The sequence below is a fragment of the Streptomyces sp. NPDC127595 genome (assembly GCF_042671685.1).
Classification (GTDB): Bacteria; Actinomycetota; Actinomycetes; order Streptomycetales; family Streptomycetaceae; genus Streptomyces.
Genome location: NZ_JBHXWK010000002.1, coordinates 876327 through 900542 on the forward strand (window position 1 = coordinate 876327; position 24216 = coordinate 900542).

The 24216-nt window shown below is 69.7% G+C and carries 15 protein-coding genes; 8 read left to right on the forward strand and 7 right to left on the reverse strand.

Annotated elements, in window-relative coordinates:
- Positions 1-26: 26 nt before the first annotated feature.
- The 5 genes from ACFVKT_RS10480 to ACFVKT_RS10500 form a co-directional block, all read right to left on the reverse strand.
- Entirely contained in the window at positions 27-857 is an 831-nt protein-coding gene (locus ACFVKT_RS10480; RefSeq protein ID WP_385729671.1) for an aldo/keto reductase, read from the reverse strand.
- 67 nt (positions 858-924) lie between these two features.
- Positions 925-2427 carry a CoA transferase gene (locus tag ACFVKT_RS10485; RefSeq protein WP_385729673.1) on the reverse strand — a complete coding sequence of 501 codons (1503 nt, stop codon included), beginning with the start codon at positions 2425-2427 and terminating at the stop codon, positions 925-927.
- Positions 2428-2553: 126 nt separating this feature from the next.
- On the reverse strand, positions 2554-3516 hold the full coding sequence (locus tag ACFVKT_RS10490; RefSeq protein ID WP_385729676.1) for a 3-hydroxyacyl-CoA dehydrogenase NAD-binding domain-containing protein: 963 nt from the start codon (positions 3514-3516) through the stop codon (positions 2554-2556).
- Between the two features lie 69 nt (positions 3517-3585).
- Positions 3586-4320: an acetoacetate decarboxylase gene (locus ACFVKT_RS10495; RefSeq protein WP_385729678.1), complete on the reverse strand. Its 735-nt coding sequence runs from the start codon at positions 4318-4320 to the stop codon at positions 3586-3588.
- Positions 4321-4502: 182 nt separating this feature from the next.
- The gene (locus ACFVKT_RS10500; protein ID WP_385729679.1) at positions 4503-5504 is read right to left on the reverse strand and encodes a helix-turn-helix domain-containing protein; all 1002 of its coding nucleotides are present in this window, start codon (positions 5502-5504) and stop codon (positions 4503-4505) included.
- A 186-nt stretch (positions 5505-5690) separates the two neighbouring features.
- Here ACFVKT_RS10500 and ACFVKT_RS10505 point away from each other — a divergent pair, with 186 nt between their 5' ends.
- Positions 5691-9863, forward strand: coding sequence for a hypothetical protein (locus ACFVKT_RS10505; RefSeq protein ID WP_385729681.1), 4173 nt, complete (start codon positions 5691-5693; stop codon positions 9861-9863).
- Between the two features lie 386 nt (positions 9864-10249).
- Complete coding sequence (locus ACFVKT_RS10510) at positions 10250-13525, forward strand: S8 family serine peptidase (protein WP_385729683.1); 3276 nt, start codon at positions 10250-10252, stop codon at positions 13523-13525.
- A 73-nt stretch (positions 13526-13598) separates the two neighbouring features.
- Here the strand turns inward: ACFVKT_RS10510 and ACFVKT_RS10515 are convergent, their stop codons facing one another.
- Positions 13599-15581 carry a hypothetical protein gene (locus ACFVKT_RS10515; protein WP_385729685.1) on the reverse strand — a complete coding sequence of 661 codons (1983 nt, stop codon included), beginning with the start codon at positions 15579-15581 and terminating at the stop codon, positions 13599-13601.
- Between the two features lie 241 nt (positions 15582-15822).
- Here ACFVKT_RS10515 and ACFVKT_RS10520 point away from each other — a divergent pair, with 241 nt between their 5' ends.
- From ACFVKT_RS10520 to ACFVKT_RS10540, 5 genes are read left to right on the forward strand one after another with little or no spacing between them, the layout of a single operon-like run.
- Positions 15823-17214 carry an ABC transporter substrate-binding protein gene (locus ACFVKT_RS10520; RefSeq protein WP_385729687.1) on the forward strand — a complete coding sequence of 464 codons (1392 nt, stop codon included), beginning with the start codon at positions 15823-15825 and terminating at the stop codon, positions 17212-17214.
- Complete coding sequence (locus ACFVKT_RS10525) at positions 17211-18149, forward strand: carbohydrate ABC transporter permease (protein WP_385729689.1); 939 nt, start codon at positions 17211-17213, stop codon at positions 18147-18149. Before ACFVKT_RS10520 ends, ACFVKT_RS10525 begins: the two co-directional genes overlap by 4 nt.
- Positions 18146-19000, forward strand: a complete 855-nt coding sequence (locus ACFVKT_RS10530; protein ID WP_385729691.1) for a carbohydrate ABC transporter permease — start codon at positions 18146-18148, stop codon at positions 18998-19000. Before ACFVKT_RS10525 ends, ACFVKT_RS10530 begins: the two co-directional genes overlap by 4 nt.
- An 8-nt stretch (positions 19001-19008) precedes the next feature.
- The gene (locus tag ACFVKT_RS10535) at positions 19009-20856 is read left to right on the forward strand and encodes a glycoside hydrolase family 36 protein (protein ID WP_385729693.1); all 1848 of its coding nucleotides are present in this window, start codon (positions 19009-19011) and stop codon (positions 20854-20856) included.
- Complete coding sequence (locus ACFVKT_RS10540) at positions 20853-21851, forward strand: LacI family DNA-binding transcriptional regulator (RefSeq protein WP_385729695.1); 999 nt, start codon at positions 20853-20855, stop codon at positions 21849-21851. The genes ACFVKT_RS10535 and ACFVKT_RS10540 overlap by 4 nt, the downstream gene beginning before the upstream one ends.
- A 28-nt stretch (positions 21852-21879) precedes the next feature.
- Here ACFVKT_RS10540 and ACFVKT_RS10545 read toward each other — a convergent pair whose 3' ends face one another.
- Complete coding sequence (locus ACFVKT_RS10545; protein WP_385729697.1) at positions 21880-22806, reverse strand: LysR family transcriptional regulator; 927 nt, start codon at positions 22804-22806, stop codon at positions 21880-21882.
- Positions 22807-22910: 104 nt separating this feature from the next.
- On the opposite strand from ACFVKT_RS10545, the gene ACFVKT_RS10550 reads away from it, so the two are divergent.
- Positions 22911-24203 (forward strand): MFS transporter, encoded by a 1293-nt coding sequence (locus tag ACFVKT_RS10550; protein WP_385729699.1) that lies wholly within the window; start codon positions 22911-22913, stop codon positions 24201-24203.
- The last annotated feature ends 13 nt before the right edge of the window (positions 24204-24216 follow it).

Here is a 24216-nt window from a genome sequence, read left to right on the forward strand (position 1 = left end):
CGGTTCAGCTCCCGGAGCGCCCGGGATCAGAACTCCTCATGCACCTCGGGGTCTCCGCCGATGCGCCGCGAGGGCAGGCCGGTGACCGCCGCCATCTCGGCAGGCGTCAGCTCGAAGCCGAAGATGTCGAGGTTCTCGCGTTGGCGGCCGGGGTCCGCGGACTTGGGAATGGGGACCGCGCCCAGTTGCGTGTGCCACCGCAGCACGACCTGTCCCGGTGTCACGCCATGGGCCTCGGCGACCTGCACGACGACGGGGGTCTCCAGCAGGTCGGTGCCGTGGCCCAAGGGGGTCCAGCTCTCCGTGAGGATGCCCTTGTCTGCGTGAAAGGCCCGCAACTCCTCCTGCGGGAAGAAGGGATGCAGCTCGACCTGGTTCACGGAGGGCAGGACACCGGTCTCCTCCTCCAGCCGCGTGATGTGCTCCGGGGTGAAGTTCGAGACGCCGATCGAGCGGACGAGGCCCTCCGCACGGAGTTTGACCATCGCCTTCCAGGACTCCACGTACTTGCCGACGCGGGGGAGCGGCCAGTGGATCAGATAGAGGTCCACGTACGCCAGGCCCAGACGGCTGCGGGACTCCTCGAAGGACGCGAGGGTCTCCTCGTAACCGTGATGCCGGCCCGGCAGCTTCGTCGTGACGACGATCTCCTCGCGAGGGATGTCGCTGCGGGCGACGCCGCGCCCGGTGCCGGTCTCGTTGCGGTAGTTGGTGGCCGTGTCGATGAGGCGGTAGCCGATGTCCAGCGCCTCGGCGACCGCTTGCTCCGCCTGAGCGTCGTCCATCGGATAGGTGCCCAGCCCGAGAGCGGGGATCTTCGAACCGTCGTTGAGCTTGTGCGCGGGGATGCTGATCACAAAAGGGCCTTCCCATGTTGTTGTGCGGTACAAGCGGTGTTGTCGATGCGCGGAGTTGGTGACCTGGTCAGGACTGCGGCAGCCAGACGGGGGCGCCGCTGCCCCGGGGGACGAGCACCGTCCGGAAGCGGCCCGGGGTGGCGGACATGACGACCTGGTCGGTCACCCCCGTGTAGTGGCCGCAGGGGGTCTGGGCGGTGAACTGGTCGGGGGTGAGGTAGGCGTGGGGCGAGTCGGGGCCGCCGGTTCCGGCGATTTCGTGGGCGTAGGCACGGTCGAAGATACCGAGGCTGAGGATCCAGGCGGACACCCTGCTGAGACTGAGGCTGACCCGGTAGCTGCCGCCCTGGATGGTCCGGAGGATGAGGGCGCGGATGATTCCGGTGGTGGCCAGCCAGGACAGCACATAGTCGTTGACAACGCCGATGGGCGGCAGCGCCGGGCGGCCGTCGGTCCCCTCCCGGAGCATGACTCCGCTGACGCAGCCGGCGGTCTGGTCGAAGCCCACGCGGTCGGCCCAGGGTCCGCTGTCACCGTGCAGGCTGACGGTCGCGTAGATGAGGCCGGGACGCACCGCCGCGGCTTCCTCGGGAGACAGACCGATCTTCTCCAGGAAGCCGGGGCGGCGGTTGGCGTAGAAGATGTCGGCGTCACGCAGGAGATCGCGGATGCGGCTCTGGCCTTCGGGGGAGTACGGGTCGACAGTGGCCGACCGTGCCCCGACGTTCGCGGTGTAGTAGGTGACGTCGTTCTCCCACTCGGTGGGACGCCACAGGTTCAGCACGTCCGCGCCGTGCTGGGCGAGGTCACGGCCGATGCCCGCACCCGCGATGACGTGCCCCATTCCCAGCGCACGCAGACCGTCCAGGGGCTGGGAAACTCCCGCCGGCAGGGGTTCGGGCTCGCTGTCGCCGATCTTCTCGATCTTGATCAGCGGCTCGTGGGCGAGGTGATCCCGGTACTGCGGTTCGGCGAGGAACTCCTCGGTCGTACGCAGCATCGGCATCACGACACCGGCATCCGCGCCGGCCTGTTCCAGCTCGGCCGCGTCCCACGTACGGATGGCCTCCGCGACGGCGGCCTCGTCCGGGTAGGTCCCCAGCAGCCGGAGCGTGGCGTCCTTGATCTTCGGATACAGGTTCAGCGGCATGACCCAGCGCTCGTCGCGGGTCTCGTAGAACCGCAGGCTGAACGGGTTGTCGGGGTCATGCGGCCGGCCGGGACTGAATCCGTTGAGCTTCTCCCACTTCTTGTCGTAGAAGGGGCACAGGCGATGCGGGGCCTTCCGCAGGTCCATGGTGATGTCCTGCCCTTCGCCCCCGCGGTGCCGCCACATCGACGCGAGGGCCACGGACTTGGCGGTCATGCCCAGCGCGGGGACCGCTCCCAGACGGAGGGTGGAGGGGACGATCGGGTCGGCTCCCAGGAAGGTGATCGCGCCGCCGCTGTCCCCGGGCCGCATCCCGATGTCGGCCAGGACGTCGTGCAGGGCGTGGTGGATGTCGAAGTCGTCGTCGGCCGTGAGGGGATGGGCTACGGCCTGGGAGATCTTTTCGGTGAGCGAGTTCATGGTGGGGGGCTTTCCACAAAGGGAATCGGGGGAGGCCAAGCTGCGCGGGGGTGCGCCTGGCGCGTCTCGGGCTGCTCTCGATCGCAGGCCTACGGCTGGTGCGCTTGGGCTGTGCTCGATCGCGTCCTACGCCTGGCGCGCGTCGGGCGTCTCGGCGAGGGCCCGCATCAGCAGGACCTGCTTGCGGTCGCGTTCGGCGGCCAGCTCGTCGATCCCGGCGCCGAAGTTCCGCGCCTGCTCGCTCAGGGTTGCCACGGTGGCGTCGTCGAAGGCGACGTGCTCACGGGCCATCTGGTCCCAGCGCTTCTCCATCCCGGGGCCCAGGTGCGTGACGAAATGCTCCAGGCCGCCCTGCCCGCCGCCGAGATGGAAGGTCTGGAACGGGCCCGCGACCGCCCAGCGCAGACCGATGGAGGAGGTGACGATGGCGTCCAGTTCCTGTTCGGTGACGACTCCGTCGGCGACCAGCTGAACACATTCCCGGAAGATTGCCGATTGCAGGCGGTTGGCCACGAACCCGGGAACCTCCTTGCGGAGCACCTGGGGGCTTTTACCCAGGGCCGTGTAGAAGGCACGGGCCCGCTCGACCGTTTCCTCGCCGGTGCGCTCACCGGGCACGATCTCCACGAGCGGAACCAGATGCGGCGGGTTGAAGGGGTGGCCCACCACCAGACGTTCCGGTCGGCGCAGCACGGTGGCGATATCGGTGGCCGGAATGCCGGAGGTGGAGGTGGCGAACAGGGCGGTGGCCGGGGCGTTCTCCTCGATCGTTCGCCACATCTCCTGCTTGACGTTCAGCCGTTCGGGGCCGTTCTCCTGTACGAGGTCGGCCTCACGCACGGCGTCGGCCAGGTCGGGTTCGAAGCTGAGGCGCTTGGTGAGGTCCTCCGCGTTCAGGCCCAGGCCCTGGAGTACGGGCACAGTGCCGTCGATCAGTTCCCGCACCTGGGTGTCGATGCCGGGCTGTGGGTCGCTGAGGGTGACCTCCAGACCGTGGGCGAGAAACAGTGCGGCCCAGGAGGCGCCGATCACGCCTCCGCCGACTACCGTGACGCGGCGGATTCCGGCGGCGTCGGTGGATTCAGTCATGGCGGGTCCTCTCTGAGGAAGGGGCGGTCCTACGGGTGCGGCTGTCCCGGAACGGGAGGGTTACGCGGCTCAGGCGAGGTAGTCGTGGACGACTGCCGCGCGGCCCAGAGTGAGGTCCGCGAGGATGTGGCTCGCGGAGACGACTTCGAGTACGGGCAGGTCGGACAGCGGCGCGAGCGCGTGGGCGAACAGTTGCAGGCGGGCCGGCCCTGACCAGGCGCCCTTGATGGTCACGTCGGAGATCTGGGCGCGGACCAGTTCGCAGATACGGGGACTTCCGTCGTAGCCCGGCAGCTTCTTGAGCATGAACGTAGGCAGGGTGACTTCGTCGCGGGCCTCGGCGGGGTCCAGAAGGCGGTGCTTGTAGCCCATGGTGGCGGTGGCGACACGCAGGCTTCCGTAGTCGAGGGTGCCGACCAGGGTGTCGGAGTCGACGTACAGCCGTGGCGCGCCCAGTTTCTTGGGGAAGGCGCTGATCTCGCGGCCGCTGGCGATGGCAGGGAAGCTGTCGACGTACATGGCCAGGCTGTACTCGCCGCGCTCGCCCTCGTGCTCGACGGCCACGACCTGGCCGGACTCGGTGTAGTCGCCGAGACCCGTCACGTCGGGCATGCGCATCACCTCGAAGCGCACCAGGGGCTCGGGCACACGCAGCGGTTCCGGTACGACGGCGGCGAGTGCCTGCGGGTCGGTGCGGTAAGTGATGTTGAGGTACTCGCGGTTGGTGAACCGGTAGGGGCCCGTCGGGAAGGCAGGGGCGTTCAGGGGAGTGGTCAGAGACCGCACGACGTCGTCCGCGCGCATACAGGATCGCCCTTCTCTCTTCTCAGCTGCCAGGAACTCTCTGCCGTACCGGATCCCAGTAGTTGCTATATACAACTTGTTGTTAGGTGCAACGGTAAATCGGAGTGACCTATTCCTGCAAATCCATACTGAGGTCTAGAGGCGGCCGGCGCTCAGGAGAGCCGGGACCGCTCCGGGCCGGGTCACAGCCAGCCGCGGCGGGCCGCCGTGAGACTGGCCTGGAAGCGTGTTGAGGCGCCGAGTTCGCTCATCAGCCGGTGGATCCGCCGCTGGGTGGTCCGCTCGCTCCAGCCCTGCGAGCGGGCGATGGCCGCGTCCGTGAGGCCGGAGGCGAGCAGGGCCAGCAGGGAGCGGGTGTCCGAGTCGGGCTGGACGGGAACGGCTCCGGGCTGCCGAGTGGGGTTGTCGGCAGGAGGCTCTCCGGCATCCGGCAGGGCGACCGCGCGCTCCCATTCGGCTTCGAACAGGGACTCCAGTGCGACGAGCATGGGGGACTGGTGGATGAGATAGGCCGCCGACTGACCGCCGGCCGCGAGGCTGAAAGGGATGATGGCCGCCTGGCCGTCGCTGATCACCAGCTTCAGCGGCAACTCGGGGCGTACCCGGGCCTTTTCGCCCGCTCTGATGCTGGGCGCGATGTCGTTGTGCATCCTGCCCGGCCAGGCCACCGCCGCACGGTCGTAGATCACCCGGTGGGTCACACCGTGCCGTTGGCGCTCGATCTGCCGGTCGAGGCCGCTCCCCGGCCGGTCGACATAGGGCGGCCGGTCGAACGCGCGCAGTTGGTGCCGGGCGTCGGCCGTCAGCCGGCCCACCGCGGAACTGATGTCGTCGCGCTCGGTGAGCAGCTCCACCGCCATCTCGGGATGCGCGATCCGCGCGGCCTCCCGGTAGGTCGCCATCAACTGGTGCACCAGTGAACGCGCTTCGTCGAGGCGGTGCTGCTGCTCGTCGATCAGAGCGGTGACCGCGATGTCGGGGGCGGTGGCGGAGAAGCGGGGCGGCCGTCCGGTGGTCCTGGTCGCGAGACCTTCCTTGACCAGTACCGACAGCAGCCGGCCGGCGCCGCCCGGGGACAGTCCGCAGCTCTTCGCCAACTCGGAGGCGGTGCAGCGCGGATGCTCCACCAGGGCCGTGTAGACGTGCTCTGTTTCCTCCGTAAGTCCCAGCACGTTAAGTCCCATGAACCCTCCGCCGTGCAGGTGGCGACTGTCCGCCACCCGGCGTACTTCGGCCACCAAGATTGCCTTGCGTCACTTCCGACTCCGTTGACATCTTCCATCAGTAAGAAGGCGGCGCGTCGCCTACCCCCGTAAGCGGCAGTGCGTCCCGCCGGTCAGCCTGCCGTGCTGAACCGGAAAGGCCTGCCCGTGCTCCAAGCGCATGCCCGCCACAGACGGCACACCGCCGCGGCTCTCGCCCTGGCGGCACTGGCCACCGCCGTCGTCACCGGCACCGCGTCCGCGGCCCCGTCCCCCGTGCCCGTCGCTTCCCCCGCACCCTCCGGTTCCGAGCAACCGCCCACCGGGAAGACGCCGTTGGACGGCGCCGTCAAGGGCGCCGCCGAGCCGCCCGCGCAACGCCAGGGAGTGGTGCCGGGCCAGGTGCTGGTCACCCTGGACCCGGACACCTCCGTCACCGGGGCCGCCCTTTCCGGCAAGGCCCAGCGTCAACTGGACGCCCGCGCGCCGCAGACCAGCGACAAGGCGCTGGACACCAAGCTGCATGCGGTGGGTGCCACCTCCCTGCAGCCGCTGCTGCCCTCGCTGTCCACGGCCGACACCGGATCCCTGACCGAGGCCGCGCGCGGCCAACTGGGAGCCGAGGCGCCCGACTTGTCGCGTACCTACGTGGTCAAGGTCAAGGCGCAGGACTCCACGGCCGTCGCCACTGACCTCCAGGGCACGTCCGGAATCGCGTACGCCGAACCAAACCGCTACGTGAACACCATGAACGCCGGAGCGCAGCCGCTGCCCGCCTCGGCCGGCGCGGGCGCCGCGAAGGCTCCCGCGATGGCCTCCGACGCCGACCCCGCTGACCTCCCGTCGAACTACGCCGTGTCCTCCTCCGCCCAGGCGTTCCTCAACGCGGGGGGAGTCAACGCGATGGGCGCCTTCTCCACCCTCCAGGACGGCTACGGCCAACTGCCCGGCACAGGCCAGACCATCACCAACGTCTCCATCGGCGACCTCACCGACCAGTCGATGGCGGACGCCGGGGACAACTACGTCAAGAGCTACGGCCCGACCACGGTCCTGAAGGACGGCAAGCGGTACCTCGATCTGCCCTCGATGCCGCTGATCCCCACCTACGTGGCCGGCAGCGACGGCACCCTCGACCCGTCCGCCTCGACCAAGAACCAGGACCCCTCGCTCGGCGAAGTGCTCCTCGACTTCGGCGTCATGGCCCCGCTGCCCCACGACCAGCAGCGCGAGGACGCCCTCGGCAGCGGTTACACCGACCTGCTCGGCATAGCCCCGGGGGCCGACTACCGCCTGGTCGTCCCCCAGGAGCCGACGATCGAGCAGATAGCCGGCGCTCTGCTGGCCGCCGCCCACCAGTCGCCCCGCCCCGACGTCATCACCGCGAGCCTCGGCTTCGGCACGGACTCGGTCGGATTCCCGGGCCGATATCTGGAGGACGACCCCTTCGTCCGGTCCGTGGTCGCCTCGATCGTCCACAAGGACGGCATCGTGGTGTCGATCTCCTCGAACGACGGGACCCGGCTCTACACCCCCGCCGCGGTCGGCCCCGACGGCGGCAGCACCCCCACCGACACGGCCCCGAACGCCCGCTCCGCCACCACCATCGACGATGTCGCGCTGACCACCACCCCGTCCAAGGTGCCCGACACCGGCGCCATCGCCGCGGGCGGCACCACGCTGGACGACACACTCGCCGTACCGGCGAACGCCGACAGCCCGTACGCCGCCACCGGCACCCTCGCGGAGACGAGGATCAGCGGCTTCGGTACCTTCGCATCAGGCTTCGGCAGCCGGGTGGACCTGTCCGCCCCCAGCGACAACATCATCGCCTTCCAGCACAAGGGAGGCGGCAGCGCGCAGGCCGTCACCGCGGTGTTCAACGGTGGTACGTCGGCCTCCGCGCCCGAGATAGCCGCGGCCGCCGCGGTCGTGCTCCAGGCCGGCCGGCTTGCCGGACGCGACCTGAGCCCCCAGCAGGTGAGGGACCTGCTGGAGAAGACCGGCCGCGCGGTCGAGAGCCCGCCGCAGATCGACCGGACCCTGCACGTCGGACCGCAGATCGACGTGACCGCCGCGACCGAGAAGGCGCTGGGCGGCAAGCTGAAGAGCGACGGACCTTCGGTCGTACGGTTCTCCGTCGCCCACCGGGTCACCGTGGGCGCGCTCGGCGGCACCTTCCTTGAGACCACCGACCAGAACCGTATCGACCTCGGTGACATGGCCTCCGGCGGCAACGGCGAGGGGCTGGTCGGCCCGGTGACCTTCGCCGCCGACGTCACCGGCCTGCCGCAGAGCGCCAAGCCCCGCTACACGCTCACCGTCGCCGGCGACCATCCGGTCACCTTCTCCTCCGACACCCCGGCGATCCGGGTGACGCCCCGGCAGTTGCTGTCGGCGGCAGGGCTTCCGGTCGTCTCCACCACCGACCGCGACATCGAGCTCACCTTCAAGGTGCAGATCGGCGGCAGGACGCAGGCCACCGTGCACCGCACCCTGGCCATCGGCCCGAGCGACGGTCGCTACGTCCAGTCCACCGCGCCGCTCGCCCCCGCCACCGCCCAGGCAGGGAAGGCGGTCACCGTCTCCTACGACCTCACCGGTGTCACCACGGCGACCGCCCCCGAACTGGTCGTGTCCACCGTCGGCCACTGGAACCCGGTCCTCGGCCCGGTCTTCTCCGCCGCCTGGCACCAGACCCTGACCGCGACCACGGGCACCGTCACCATCCCCGCGGACGCCTTCAAGGGCGGCGGCGGGATCTACGGCATCGGCATCGCCCTCTCCGGCTTCGGCGGCAACCCCAGCCTCACCAAGTACGGCGAGTTCGCCCCGATCCGCATCGCCGGCGGCACCGCGGCCACCCGGCCGGACGCCCCGACCATCGCAGCGACCGGGACCGGCACGACGTACGGACACACCGCCGAAGTCACCCGCGCCGCCCCCGACTTCGGCCTTCGCTACGACGTACGTGGCGTCCCCGGTGCCAAGTCCGCGATCGTCGAGTTCTCCGCCCCGGCCCCGACGCTGTTCGGCTCGCTGAACACCTTCAGCAACGCCAACGGCTCGGCGCTGGACAACGACGGAGTGGACACGCCGTCGACCGCTGGCAAGGAGCTGTCCGGCACCTCCGGCACCGTCCGTCTCGACGCGCTGTCGCTCGGCCTGACCACCTCCGCGACCTACAGCGTGCGTGTGCTCGCTCTCGACGGCCACCAGCGCGTCATCGGGCAGGCGTCATCCGTCTCCAACCTGGCTGTCGACGATGGCCTCGCCCCCGACGGCAGTTCGGTGCTCAGCTTCAGCGCCGCGGGCAAGGACTCCATCGCCGCGCTGCGCACCACCGCCGGCGGCACCGAGGTGCGGCACTACTCCACCTCGACCGGTGCCTACGGAGCCGTCCTTACCTCGGACTCCGGCAGCGGTTCGGACTACCAGGTGATCGGCGTCGCCCCGGAAACGAACCGGGTGCTCCTCGGGCACGTGAGCGCAGCCGGCGGCGACGTCCGGCTGGAGACCTGGAACACCGCGACCGACACACTGGTCGGCAGCTCGACCATGCGGGCTGCGGAGTACCTGGTGGTCTCCGGACGGGTCGACGCCCAGCGCGACCGGGCCGCCGTACTGCTGCGCGCCAAGGTGGGCAACACCGACTCGGTGCTCCCCATCGACCTGGCCACCGGCACCACCGGTGATCTGATCCAGGCCGACAACAACGGCAAGATCCCGACCGGGACGTACAGCCTGCTGGACATCGACCAGTCCACCGGGGACGTGTTCCTGGGCAAGATCGCCACGAGCATCATCTGCCTCGGTGGTGTCGCCCCGGCCAGGGTGGACCTCGACACCGGAACCGTGACCACGGACGGATCCGTCTCGGCCTGCGGCCACGGCATCGCCTCGGACGGCGCGGGCACCCTCTACAGCGCGTCCGCTACAGCGATCAGCACCAAGATCGTGCCGACCGCCACCCTCACTGCATACGACGAGGCCACCCAGACCACCGGTGACGCCTTCGCGCTGCGCAAGGGCACGCCCGTGTCGCTCGCCGTGGACGGCGTCCACCACATCGCCCTGGTGTCGTTCACGGCCCCGGAGGGCACTGTGTACTTCGGCTCCCAGCAGGGTGTCGTCTCCGACAACAACGCGACCAGCCAGGTAGCGGTCGTCGACCTCACCACAGGAAAGGTCATCCGCACCCTGAACGGCCTGAGCGTCACAGGCCGGGGCGGGCTCCTCCTGCACGGTGTGCAGGACCCCTCGATCCAGCTCGATCCGACCACCCGCACCGCTTGGACCTATGGTCCGGACGGCGGCCAGATCCAGGAGTTCTCCTACTGATGAGCTGCTGACCGCTTCGACTTGGTACCTCGGCGGTTCTTACCCCGGGCGACCGCGCGTCGTGGAAACCGGGCCCAGAGAGATCGGATGGCTGGTCCCGGAGTCCGAGTATCCAGCCAGGGCAGGGGAGTTGTCGCACATCGTGTGACAACTCCCCTGCCCTGGCTGCATTCCTTGCCGTGTACCGGTAGATAAATCTCAATGTGTTTCCTGTGAAAGGGAGTTGTATTCGCCTGTCACTCCAGCACCCCAGGGGACAGTGGTCTCATTGACGAGCCCCTGACAGAATGCTGAAGCTTGTAAGGCTGAACATTCATCGGTTCTCTGCTGACCCCCCACCAAAGACAGGGACAACAGTGCTGCGAGCAAGACGCAACAGATCCTCCGTGACCGCCATAGCCGGGGCGTTGACCCTCGCGGCGGCCATGACGACGGGGATCACCATTGCCCCATCGGCCTCCGCGGACGGCGGAAGCACGGCGGTCGCCGAAGCCACGACCGCTGACCGGACTGTCACTCTGATCACCGGCGACCAGGTACTGCTCGGCCAGGACGGAAAGGTCGCGGGAGTCACCCCGCCCAAGGGACGGGAGGCAGTCCCCGTCCAGATCATCGAGAGCGGCGGACACACCTATGTGATCCCCGCCGATGCCGAACCGCTGATCGCCTCGGGGAAACTGGACCGGGAGCTGTTCGACGCGGCCGAGTTGGGCCGCTCCGAGTACGCCGACCTGGCGGGTGGCGGGTCACCCGTGATCGTCGAGTACAGCAGGGAGAACCCCGCCGCTCGGACGAGCCTGCACGCGCAGACCACTACGGCCGTCCGTGAGCTCGACGCGGTGGACGGCGAGGCACTCGTCCTGAGCCCGCAGGAGACGGCCAAGGCGTGGTCGTCGCTCACCGACACCTCCGAAGGCGTGAGCGAACTGGCGCCGGGAGTGGCCTCCATCAGCCTCGACAAGGTGGTGAAGTCCGCGCTGGACGTGAGCGTGCCGCAGATCGGCGCGCCTGAGGTGTGGAAGGCGGGCTACGACGGTACCGGCGTGAAGATCGCCATCCTCGACACGGGTATCGACACCACTCACCCCGACGTGGCCGGCAAGGTCATCGCCCAGCAGAACTTCAGCACCGACGCGGACTTCCAGGACCACAACGGGCACGGCACGCACGTCGCCTCGACCGCGGCCGGGACCGGCGCGGCCTCGGACGGCAAGTACCGGGGGGTGGCGCCGGGCGCGGAGCTGCTCAACGGAAAGGTGCTCAACACCGGCGGCTCCGGCCTCACCTCCGACATCGTTGCCGGCATGGAGTGGGCCGTCGAGCAGGGCGCCGACGTCGTGAACCTCTCGCTTGGCGCCACCGACACCCTGGGGACCGACCCGCTCGAAGAGGCCGTCGACGCGCTGTCCGACCAGGCGTTGTTCGTGATCGCCGCGGGCAACTCCGGTCCTTCGGCGAGCACCATCGGGACTCCGGGCGTCGCTGAGTCCGCGCTGACCGTCGGCGCCGTCGACAAGCAGAACGTCCTCGCGTCCTTCTCCTCCCGGGGCCCGCGCTTCGAGGACGGGGGCGTCAAGCCCGACGTCACCGCACCCGGCGTGAACATCACCGCCGCCTCGGCCGCCGGTACCCTGCCCGATGCTCCGCATCCCACCCCGGAGTACGTGACGATCAGTGGCACCTCGATGGCCACCCCGCACGTCACAGGCTCGGCGGCGCTCCTTGCCCAGCAGCACCCGGACTGGAGCGGGCAGCAGATCAAGTCGGCGCTGGTCGGCTCGACCGCCCCGGGCGACTACAGCGTGTACGAGCAGGGCACCGGCCGGGTCGACCTGGTCCGCGCGACCGGGCAGACGGTCGTGGCGGAGCCCACCTCGTTGAACTTCGGCGCCGTGGCGTGGCCGCACACCGACGACGAGCCGCTGACCCGGACGATCACCTACCGCAACGACGGCGACCAGGCGGTGACCCTGGACCTGGCCGCCACCGGCACGAACCCGACCGGCGCCGCCGCACCTGAGGGGTTCTTCACCCTCGGCGCCCCCCAGGTCACCGTGCCCGCAGGCGGCACGGCCGACGTGAGCGTGACAGCGGACACCCGGATCGGAGGAGACGCCGACGGCGCGTACAGCGTCACGGTGACCGCCACCGGCAGCGGCCAGACCGTACGGAGCATCGGCGGCCTGGACCGCGCGGCGGCGACACACGATGTCACCTTCAAGGCCACCAACCGGGACGGCTCGACGCCCGGCTTCTACGACTGGGCCGCCTACCTTGTCGGCATCGGAACGGACACCTTCGACCTGGTCCAGGGAAGCAACGGCACGGGAACGGTACGTGTGCCCGCCGGCGACTACACGATCGTGGGCAAGACCTTCACCAGGGGCGGCACCGGCGGTTTCGGCCTGGACTACCTCGTCGCGCCGAAGCTGTCGGTCGATCACGACATGACCATCGAGGTCGACGCCCGGAAGACGCTGCCGGTCGACGTGTCGCTGCCGGACCCCAAGGCCCTGCACTTCACCTCGTTCATGTCCACCACCGTCAAGGACGGCGGAAGCGGGACGAGCACCACGGTCGGGCTGGCGGGGAACGCGACCGGTACCCGCACCGCCCAGATCGGCGACCCGCTGACGCCGGGCGAGGTGACCTCGCACTTCGGCGCCCACTGGTACAACGGCGCCACCGAGTACCACATCGCGGACACTCTTGAGGATGCCTTCTACACCGGCCACACGCAGCATGTGACCTGGGACGATCTGGCCAAGTTGACGCTGCGGCTGGGTGCGTCGGCGGCCGGAGCGCTGGGGGTGAACTGGACTGTCGCGCCCGATCTTCCGCTCGGCGCTGTGGGGTTCTACTCGGAACTGCCGAGCACCAGGACGGTGTACGTGCAGGGCGACTACCGCTGGAGCGAGTACTTCCAGCAGGTCTCACCCACCAACGGCACCGTCCAGGCGGCGTACCAGCTTCCTGACAAGACGTACGCCAGCGGCACCAGTCACACCGCCACCGTCAACACCGGCGTCTTCGGCCCCGTTCTCGGCGAGGGCCTCGGAAAGGGACTGGTCCGGAACGGCGACACTCTCACCGGCAGCATCGTGCCCTTCGCCGACGGCGAGGGCCACAACGGAGGAAGCGCGTACGACACGGCGTCGACCACGGTCTATCGCAACGGCAAGGAATACGCGACGGCGGACGGCGTGCTCGACGCCGCCGGCTTCCAACTGCCCGCGGACAAGGCGCGGTACCGCGTGGTGACCACCGTCGATCGGGCCAAGTCCGGTGTGGCATCGGTCAGTTCGTCGGTCACCTGGCAGGCCGAGTTCACCTCGGGGCATACTGCTTCGGCCGTCGCGCTGCCGACGAGCGTGGTCCGCTACACCCCGGAGCTCGACCTCGACTCCACTGCCGCCGCCGGTGCCAGGCAGTCGGTGCCGGTCGCCGTGCAGGGCTCGGCCGCCGGACGTGGTCTGGCGGCACTGCAGGTGTCCGTCTCCTACGACAGCGGCGAGACCTGGCGCCCGCTCGTCGTGCGGCAGGGCACGGTGACGGTGGACAACCCGGCCGCGGGGGGTTCTGTCTCCTTCCGGGCCCGGCTGACGGACCGTAAGGGCAACACCTTCGCCCAGACGATTGTTGACGCCTACCGCACCAAGTGATTCCTTGCGCCCGCGCTGCCGGCTTCGGCCGGCGGCGCGGGCGTCCGCACGCGGACCAGAAAGCAGCGTCGGGTCAGTCGGTCACCCGCACCACGGCCGTCGCCCCCGCCCGCACAGTCGGCGTCGCGTAGGTGTACGTCACCCCGTCGACCGTCTTGGTCCGCACACGCTGCGGGACACCGTTCACCGTGATCTTCTTGTGGACGCCCTGGAAGCGGGCTTCCCACTGATAGGCGCCGTTGCGCGCGTTGTTGGTCAGCGTGGACTTCGTCGCGCCGTCGTGCCGCACGGTGATCGTGCTCGTGCCGATGGGCACGTCCGCCGTCCGGAGCCACTTCATGCCGGACGGCAGCCGCGACTGCGTGGTCACCTTGTGGTTCGCCGCGTCCGGCTGGATGCCCATCAGGCCTTCGACGGTCTGGCTGACCAGGGAGAACGACACCTCGGGATAGTCGCCGTTGGGCCCCTGGCTGGAGTTGATGTGCTGGATTTCCCGCTGGCCGTAGATCTTCTTCATCCACGTCCAGGCGGTGTCGTTGCGGTTGTTCTTGAAGAACATGTCGGGCAGGTACGTCGTCGACTCGATGTTGGGCGAACCCTCCGGTCCCAACTCCTGTGCCTGGATGTAGTCGAGATAGGCGTCGTTGCGCGGGCCGGGATCGAGGAGTTGCTTCATGGGCACGAACACGCTGTTCTCCTTGCCCCAGCCGGTGACCGGGGTGCCGGACGTGGTGTACGCGCGGACCAGGTCGGCTCCGCTTCCGCCGCCGCTCCATTCGTCGTTGTAGTACTCCTTCAGGTCGGCCGCGCGCCGGTCGTATGTCCTGGCCAGCGCGGTGTCGCCCTTGCCGCGCGCGAGCGTGGCCATCGCCAGGTACGCCTGGTATTGCGCGGCGATGCCGTCACCTGCCTCGGCGAGGCCGTCGCCGTCCTGCTCGTTGTAGCTGGCGGCGCCGGCGAAGATGCCGTTGCCCGTGCCCTCGGCGACCTTGACCTCGCCGTTGGGTACGGCGCTGTTGTGCAGGTCGATGAACTCCTCGGTGGAGTGCCGGTAGAAGTCCCACAGCGCCGGGTCGTCGACGTAACTCCTGTCTCCGGTCCAGAGGTACGCCTGGCCTGCCTTCTCGACGAGTTCGAAGACGGCCGGCACCTCGCGCACGAAGTTGTCCGGGCTCTTGTAGTCGATGCTCAGGTAGGTCTTGGCATCGAAGTTCAGGGCCCACACCGGGAAGTACTTGTGCTCGGCGGTGGACGACGACGCGTAGGAGCGGAGCATCGTCTTGTTCTCGGCGTCCAGGCCGAGAATGTGGGCGCCGGCGAGCTGATGGGTCATGTCACGGGAGTAGTAGGCGCTGCGGTTGGCGTATCCGGCCCAGTAGGAGGCCGCGTAAGGCGCGGTGCCGGTGCCGCCGGTCTGGTACTCGTCGACGTTGATCGGTCCCACCGAGCCGGGTAGCTGGACCCAGCTGTTGGCCTTCTTCTTGGCCCAGTCGAACATCTCGACGACCTCGGGATCGGACGAGGTGACCTTGGGGTCGGCGGGCGCGGCGGGCGAGATCATCAGGTCGTCTGCGTTGACCCAGGCGGTGCCGGAGCCGAAGGAGATCTCCAGCTGGTCGCCCGTCTTCAGCTTGACGCGGCTGATGGTGTAGCGGGCGTACGAACGGCGCTCCGGCAGGGTGATCGTCTCGGCGGTCTGGCCGTTGACGCGGACCGTGTACGTGCCGCCGGTGCCGGCGCTTCCGATCCAGGCGGAGAAGTCGTAACTGCCGTTCCGGGGCGCGACGAGGGTCAGGGCGGCGCTCTTGCCGGCTCCGGCGTCGAGGTAGAGGAAACGGGCGCCGCCGTGCGAGTTGCCGGTGCCGACCCCGGTGCCGGCGCCGAAGGTCCAGCCCGTGCCGCCGTTCTCGAAGCCCGGGTCACTGAGGGCGAGTTGAGCCGGAGAGGTCGAGGCGGGGGCGCCGTCGGCTCCCGTCGCCGCCGTCGCCGACAGCGCGGGGGCCATCGGCGTGAGCAGGGCAACAGCGGTGAGCAGCACAAGCCTTGAGGGCTTCATCGGATCTCCCGGTCTTCGGTGACGGCGGGGCGGGGCGGCCAAGTGGCGGCAAGCTAGCAGGAGCGGAAGCGGAGATTCAATGGTCATGCGCAGGAAACCCGCAAGAAATGCAGACACAGTGCCACGATGAGCAGATCGATCGACAGAAAGTTTTCACTGATCTCTTGCAAGTCAAGTGGCCGCTTGTTAGTTTCCAGCCGCGCCACAAGAGCCGCGCACCCGCCGGACCCCCGGAGCAGCCATGGAAGCCTCGCCCCTCAGCCAGCCACCGCCGGACGACCCTCCGCGACTCGGTCTGGACCGACGGCGCCTGCTCGCGCTGGGCGGTTCACTGCTCGCTGCCGGGGCCGGGACCTCGCTGCTCGGCGCCTGCTCGGTGACCGGCGCCACCAAGGCGGGGAGTCCCGGCGACCCGGACAAGGCGGCGATCACCGTCTGGAGCTGGCAGGGTCCCGCCGCCGCCATGAAAGCGCTGGTTCCCGCCTTCAAGGCACAGCATCCGGGCATCGACGTCACTGTGCAGGACATCGGCAACCCGGCGATCTGGGACAAGATCACGACGGCCATGGCGGCGGGCGGCCAGGGTCTTGCGGACGTCCTGCACATCGGCGTCGACTATCTCCCGGCCTACACCGAGAAGTTCCCCGACGGGCTCGCCGACCTCGGCCCGCTCGGCGCCGACCGCTACCGCGACGTCTTCGCCGACGGCATGTGGCAGACCGTCACCCGCAAGGGCAAGGTCAACGCCCTTCCCTGGGAGGCCAATTCGGCGGGCTTCTACTACCGGGCCGACATCTTCGAGGCCGCCGGTGTCGACGGCGAGGCGCTGGCGACGTGGGACGAGGCCATCGACGCCGGGAAGAAGATCAAGAAGAGGACCGGGGTGCACCTGCTGGGCATCGACAAGCCCGCCTCCCAGCCGGACGCCGCCAACTTCTTCCAGATGCTGCTCCAACTCCAGGGCACCTTCTACTTCGACGCCGAGGGCCGGATCACCCTCGGTTCCCCCGAGGCCGTCACCGCGATGACCCTCATCAAGGAGATGAACGACGCCGGCCTGGTCAGCGATCTGGCGGGCGGCTGGACAGCCCTTGAGAACTCCATCAAGGCCGGCACCGCGGCCGTACTGCCCTGGCCCACCTGGTTCGGCAGCATCATCGAGGGTCTGGTCCCCAAGGAATCCGGCAAGTGGAAGGTCCGCCTCCCACCGGCGGTGAAGCCAGGCGGCACCACGGCCGCGACCGTCAACTCCACCCATCTCGCCGTCGCCGGCTCCAGCATGCACCAGGCCGCCGCCTGGACGTTCGTCGAGTACGTCCTGACCAGGCCGGCCTCACAGGAGGCCATCTACCGCAGCAACGGCATCGCGCCCGCCCTGCTCGAGGCCTACAAGGCCCCCGTCTTCCACGAGCCGTCGAAGTTCTTCAGCGGCCAGCACAAGGGCGAGATCTTCCTCAGCGCCCTCAAGGCCCGCTCTCCCGCCGTCAATTACTCCGCCGACTACGCCCGCGCCCTCAAGACCGTCGCCGACGCGCAGACCCAGGTGCTGCTCAAGGGCGCCGACCCCGCCCGGGCCCTGCACAACGCAGCCGACCAGCTCGCCCGCCAGACCGGACGGGAGCTCGCCTCATGACCACGACCACCACCGACGGCGCCCTGAAGACCGTCGGCGCCGCCCGTCCGGCCATTGCGCCCCGCCCCACCGCGCGAATCCTGCGCCGACGCGCTGTCCCGTACCTCTTCATCCTCCCCGCGCTCGTCCTCTTCGCCGTCTTCAAGCTGTACCCGATCGGCTCGTCGTTCCTGATGAGCCTGTACGAGAACGTGAACGGCACCCAGGAGTTCGTGGGCGCGGGCAACTACACACGGGCACTGGACGATCCGCTGCTGTGGACCGCGCTGAAGAACACCGCGATCATCCTGGTCGTCCAGGTGCCCGTCATGCTGGCCCTGGCCGTCGGTATCGCCGTCGCCCTCAACTCCACGGTCCTGCGCGGCCGCGCCTTCTTCCGGCTCGGCTTCTTCCTGCCGACGGTGACAGGGCTCGTCGCGTACGGCATCATCTTCGCCGTCCTGCTCAACACCCAGTACGGACTGGTCAACTGGCTGCTCGGCCTGGTGGGCATCGGTGAAGTCCCCTGGCTGACCGACCCGTTGTGGGCGAAGATCTCCCTCGGGCTCGCACTGACCTGGCACTACACCGGCTACAACGCGGTGATCTTCCTCGCCCGGCTCCAGTCGCTGCCCACTGAGCTGTACGACGCGGCGGCCGTCGACGGCGCCTCCGCCTGGCAGTCGTTCCGCCACGTCACCCTGCCGGGGCTGCGGCCCGCGCTCCTGCTGACGACGGTGCTCTCCACCATCGGCACCCTCCAGCTCTTCGACGAGCCGTACGTCCTGACCGGCGGCGGTCCCGACAACGCGACCCTCACCATCGGCGTGTACCTCTACCAGAACGCCTTCAAGTACTTCGACTTCGGCTACGCCTCGGCCGTCGCGTACATCCTCACCATCCTGATCGGCATCCTGGGCATCGTGCAGTTCCGCCTGCTGGGAGAGAAGTCGTGACCCTCACCGCAACCCGGCCGCGGTCCGGCCGCACACCCCGTTCGCGCTCACTGCTGCTGACCTCCTCGCTGGGCATCGCCGTGGCGGCCGTCCTGCTGCCGTTCTACTGGCTGATCATCGCCGCCACCCACAGCTCCAAGGAGATCTTCGACAGCCCGCCGCCGCTGCTGCCCGGCGGACACCTGATGGACAACCTCTCCACCCTGGAGTCGTCCGCGCAGTTCAGTCAGGTCGTCGTCAACTCCCTGCTCATCACGGTCATTTACACGCTCGCCGCCGGAGCGATCTGCACGCTGGCCGGATATGGCTTCGCCAAGTTCCGCTTCCGCGGCAGCGGCGCGCTGTTCGGGCTACTGATGCTCGGCCTGGTCATTCCCACGCAGGTCACGCTGATCCCGCTGTTCAAGATGATGGTCGACCTGGAGTGGCTCGGCACCTACCAGGCCGTCATCATGCCCAACCTCGCCCTGCCGTTCGGGATCTTCCTGATGCGGCAGTCGATGGCCGCGCTGCCCGACGAACTCATCGACTCCGCACGGATGGACGGCTGCGGGGAGTTCAGGCTCTTCCTCAAGGTCGTGCTGCCGCCGATGAAACCGGCGCTCGCCGCCCTCGCCATCTTCCTGTTCCTCTTCCAGTGGAACGACTTCATCTGGCCGCTGGTCGTGCTGCGCGACGCCGGTGAGTTCACGATCCCCGTCGCGCTGGCGTCCCTCCAGGGCCTGGACCAGACCGACTACGGCGCCCTGCTCACCGGCACGGCCCTCGCCGCGATCCCGATGGCCCTCGTCTTCCTCGCACTCCAGCGCCACTTCGTCTCCGGGCTCCTCGCCGGTGCCGTGAAGGAATGATCCCCGTAATGACCCTCAGCACCACCCAGCGTGTCACCTCCGGCGTGACCACCCAGCCCGTCACCACGGCCGAACTCCCTCCGGCGCGGTACGAGCCACTCCTTGACGGCGTCCGTATCGCGGCCCTCGCCCACGCGCCGGACACCCGCGCGCACTGGACGGTGACCGAACTCGGCGACGGGCAGGCGCTTTTGGAGATCCGTACGGACGGCGGTCCGGCTCCGACGGAGGTGCGGATGAGTGTGCCGCTCGGCGACGCGGCGGGCTACTGGCACCCGGGCGCCGGCTGGGAGCGCACCCTCGTCGCCGACTGGGCGGGCCGCTCGCGCGTCAGCCTCGTCGACGGCACCGCCGCGGGCTGCCTCTACGACCACGACGGCCGTACGCGCCTCACCTTCGCCGTCGCCGACCCGGTCCCCGAGACCGATGTCGTCTTCGGGGTGTCGGAGGAGAACGACACCCACGTGGTGCACCTGCACCTGGCCCCCGCCCCCGACGGCGGCCCGCGCCGCGTCCTGCTGGCCCGCTCGGCTCCCACGGTCGCCACGGCCATGCGCGGGCTGCGGAACTGGTTCGCCGCGCAGCCGCAGTGCGCCCCCATGCCGGTCCCCGACAGCGCCAGGGCACCCGTCTACTCCACCTGGTACGCCTTCAACCAGCGCGTGGACGCCGCATCGGTCGAGGCCGAGGCCCGCGCCGCCGCCTCCCTCGGCTGCGAGGTGCTGATCCTCGACGACGGCTGGCAGGAGTACGGCAGCGGCCGCGGCTACGCCGGGTGCGGCGACTGGCGCCCCGACCGGGCGAAGTTCCCCGACTTCACCGCGCACGTGTCCGCGGTGCGCGGTGAAGGCCTGCGCTACCTCGCATGGGTCGCGCCGCTGCTGCTCGGCCCCGCGGCGGACTGCGCCGAACGGCTTGCCCCCTGTGCCCCCGCACCCGCCGGCGTCCCGGGCGCCCACGTCCTCGACCCGCGGCGCCCCGAGGTCCGCGACCACGTCATCCGCCTGTGCACCCGGCTGGTCGCCGACCACGGCCTCGACGGGCTCAAGATCGACTTTCTGGACGAGGCCATGGCGTACCGCGGCGACGGCCCGCACGCCCACGCCGAAGGCACCGACATCAGCGACGTCGGCCAGGCCATGACCGTCCTGCTCACCGACCTGCGCGCCGCACTCGAAGAACTGCGCCCCGACGGCGAGTTGCTGCTGGAACTGCGCCAGCCGTACGTCGGCCCCGGCATGGCCCCGTTCGGCAACATGCTGCGCTCCTTCGACTGCCCGGGCGACGCCACCGGCAACCGGGTGCGCATGCTCGACACCGCGATGCTCGCCGTCGGCGGCGCGGTCCACGGCGACATGCTCCTGTGGGACCGGGACGCGCCCGCCCACGCGGTGGCCCGGCAGCTCATCGGCTCCCTGCACAGCGTGCCGCAGATCTCCGTACGGCTGACCGAACTGTCCCGTGATCACCGCGAGACCCTGGCGTTCTGGCTTGCCGAGTGGCGGCGGCTGCGGCCGGTGCTGCTGCACGGAGACGTCGAGCCCGGCCGGCCCGACGATCTCTACACCCTGGTCACCGCGGTGCGCGGAACCACCTGCGTCACCACCGTGCACAGCGACCGCGTCGTGCCCGTCGACACCACCGCGTACGACGACATCACCCTGGTCAACGGCACCGCCTCGGACCGCCTGGTGATCGAGGTGACCGGCGGGCAACGCCCGTTGCGCATGACCGTCCGTGACGAGTGTGGCCGTATCATCGACGACTGCGAACGGTCGCCGGCACCGGGGCTGCACATCGTGCCCGTACCTCGCTCGGGGCTGCTGGCACTACGGGTGGCGGAGGGAAACGCATGAAGGTCGGCATCACCGAGGTCGCGGACCGGGCGCGGGTGAGTGAGGCCACGGTCAGCCGCGTCATCAACCGGCGCCAGGGCGTGTCCCGCAAGACCCGCGAGGCCGTCGAGCAGGCCATGGCCGACCTCGGGTACGAGCGGCAGACGCGGGGTCAACTCATCGCGGTCATCACCGAGTTCGTCTCCAACCCGTTCTTCGCCGACGTCTGCGAACGGATCGAGTCCACCCTCGCCCCGCACGGCCTCAAGACCATCCTGTGCCCGTGCTTCCCGGGCGGAGTACAGGAGTTGGACTTCGTGACCTCGCTCGCCGACCGGGGTGTCGCCGCCGTCGTCTTCCTCTCGGCCAGCAACACGATCGAGGGCGCGGACCCGGAGGCGTACGAACTCCTGCGCTCCCGGCGGATCCCGTTCGTGGGCGTCAACGGCCAGTTCGAGGGCGTGGGGGAGGCGCCGGTCTTCTCCACCGACGACCTGCTGGCCGCCGAACTCGCCGTCGACCACCTCCACCGGCTCGGCCACCGGCGCATCGGCATGGCATCGGGCCCGGTCGGCAACCGCCCGGCCGACCGCCGGGTCAGCGGCTTCCTCTCCTCGCTCGCCAAGCGCGGTGTCGAGGACCCGGAGCAGTGGGTGGTCCGGCAGTCCTACACCGTGGAGGGCGGCCAGTCCGCCGCCATCTCGCTCCTTGGCCGCGGCGCCACGGCCATCGTCGCCGCCAGCGACTACATGGCCCTGGGCGCGATCCGCGGGGCACGCCGTCAGGGGTACGACGTCCCGCGCGACGTGTCCGTCGTGGGCTACGACGGCGCCATGATCATGGACTTCGTCGACCCCCCGCTCACCACGGTCCGCCAGCCGGCCGACCGCCTGGCCTCGGAGGTGGCCAGGAGCGTCATCGCCCTGGTCGGCAACCGCGACGTCCCCGTCGGCGAACTCCTCTTCGACCCCGAACTGGTGATCCGCGCGAGTACGGCGGCCCCGAGGGCGGAGTGAAGCGGGACCACGGAGCACCTTCGCCCGGTCAGGCGCTCGACTGCGGGCCCGCGAACGTGGTCAGTATGAGGTCGATGAGCGCCTGGGCGGCGGCGGACGGACGACGGTCGGCGGCCGTGACGAGGGAGATCTCGAACGCCGGTTCCGGTCGCACCGGCCGGAGGGCGACCGCACGGGAGCCGGAGGCCAGCGACTCGCTCAGGAACGCGAAGCCGAAGCCCGCCCTGACCAGTTCCACGACCGTGGGGATGTCGGCCACCTCCACGGTGACCTCCCGCCGCACTCCCGCTTCCAGGAACAGTCGGTCGACGCCGAGCCGGGTGCCCCATCCCGGTGGGAAGTCCACGAACCGCTCGCCGTCGAGTTCGGCGAGCGGAACGACGCGGCGACGGGCGAACGGATGGTCCTCCGGGCAGGCCAGCAGCATCGGCTCGGAGGCCAGCGGGTACACCGTCAGACCGGGCGGATAGTCGCTGGGAAGGGCGGCGAAGGCCAGATCGAGCCGGCCGTCGATCACCTGCCGTGCCAACTCGGTGGACCCGCCCTGGGCGGCGCTCGGGACGATCTGCACCTGCGGCCGTTCCCGGTGATAGCGGGTCAGTACGGCGGCCAGGTCGATCAGCGTCATCGAGTGCATGATGCCGATCCGCACGGTGCCGCGGAGCCCGCCGTGCACGGCGGCGACGGCGTCCCGGGCGGCATCGACGGCGGCCAGTGCGATCCGCGCCTCGACGAGCAGCGCCCGGCCGGCGTCGGTGAGCTCGACGTAGTGAGTGGTGCGGTCGAACAGCCGGCCGCCGAGTTCGCGCTCCAGCGACCGGATCGACACGGACAGCGCCGACTGGACGAGGTGCAGGCCCGCCGCGGCGCGGGTGAAGCTGCGCTCCTCGGCGACGGCCACGAAGTGCTCCAGATGCCGCAGCTCCATGTCATGCTCCAGGTTCATAACCGTCATGCCCAGTTTTCGTTGGACAGCATAACCGTGGTGGGCGGAGGCTCAAGGGGAGACGCGCGGCCAAGCCGCCCGCACCCCTCGGCAACGCGATAAGGAACCACGTCATGACTTCTGTCATCACCGTCGGACACGAGCAGCGAGAGGGTCACCCCGCGCACGCGCGGCGCCGCCGGCACCATTCGTTCGGGTTCTGGGCCGCCACGGTGGCCTTCCTGCTCAACATGGGATTTTCGGCCGTACCGACGCCCCTCTACGTGCTCTACCAGCAGCGTGATCACTTCTCCACGATCATGCTCACCGTCGTCTACGCGGTGTACGCGGTCGGGGTGATCGCCAGCCTGTTCTTCGGCGGCCATGTGAGCGACTGGGTGGGCCGCAAGAACGTGTTCGTGCCCGCGCTATTGGTCAACGTGGCCAGTGCGCTGATCTTCCTCTTCGAGCCCAGCCTGCCCGGCCTCCTTGTGGCCCGGGTCATCAGCGGGGTGTCCGTCGGTCTGACCACCGCGACGGCCACCGCCTACCTCGCCGAGCTGCACCTCGGGGCGTCCGGCGGCGACAAGGGCTCTCCGCGCCGTGCGCAGGTCGTGGCCACCGCGGCGAATCTGGGCGGCATCGGCGTCGGGCCGCTGCTCTCCGGACTGCTGGCCCAGTACGCGCCGCAGCCGCTGCGGCTGCCGTACATCCTGTTCGCCGCCCTGCTGACCGTGCTGGCCGTACTCGTCGCGGTCTCACCCGAGACCGCAGACCGCCCGGTCCCCGCGCCCCGTTACCGGCCGCAGCGTGTCGCGGTGCCGGTGCACGCCCGCCGGACGTTCTTCGCCGCCATCGCCGCGGGCATGGCCGCGTTCGCGGTCTTCGGCGTGTTCAACTCGCTGGCTCCGTCGTTCCTGGCCGGCACCATGCACCAGGACTCGCACGCGGTGGCCGGCGCGGTGGCGTTCGCCGCGTTCGCCGCGGGCGCCCTCGCCCAGATCGCGATGAGCCGGGCCGGGCTGCAGCGCACGCTCCGCGTCGGCCCGCTGGTCCTCATCCCGGGTCTCGCGCTCCTGGCCGGCGGGATGTGGCTGCCCAGCCTGACGATGTTCGTGATCGGCGGAGTGCTCAGCGGCGCCGGCGGTGGCCTGGCCTTCCGCGGCGCGCTCACCGCCGCAGGATCCACCTCCCCGCCCGAGTCGCGCGCCGAGGTGCTCGCCGGATTCTTCCTCGGTGCGTACATCGGACTGTCGGTTCCCGTGGTCGGCCTGGGCATCGCCTCCCAGTACGTGGCCGCGCGCACGGTGATGCTGGTGTTCGTGGTCATCGCGGCCGTCGCCGTGGTGCTGTGCACCCGTGTTGTGGTCGCGGAGCTTCACCGAACCGACCGGGAGCCGGCCCCCGAGTCGTTGCAGACACGCTGACCCCTCGTATCGG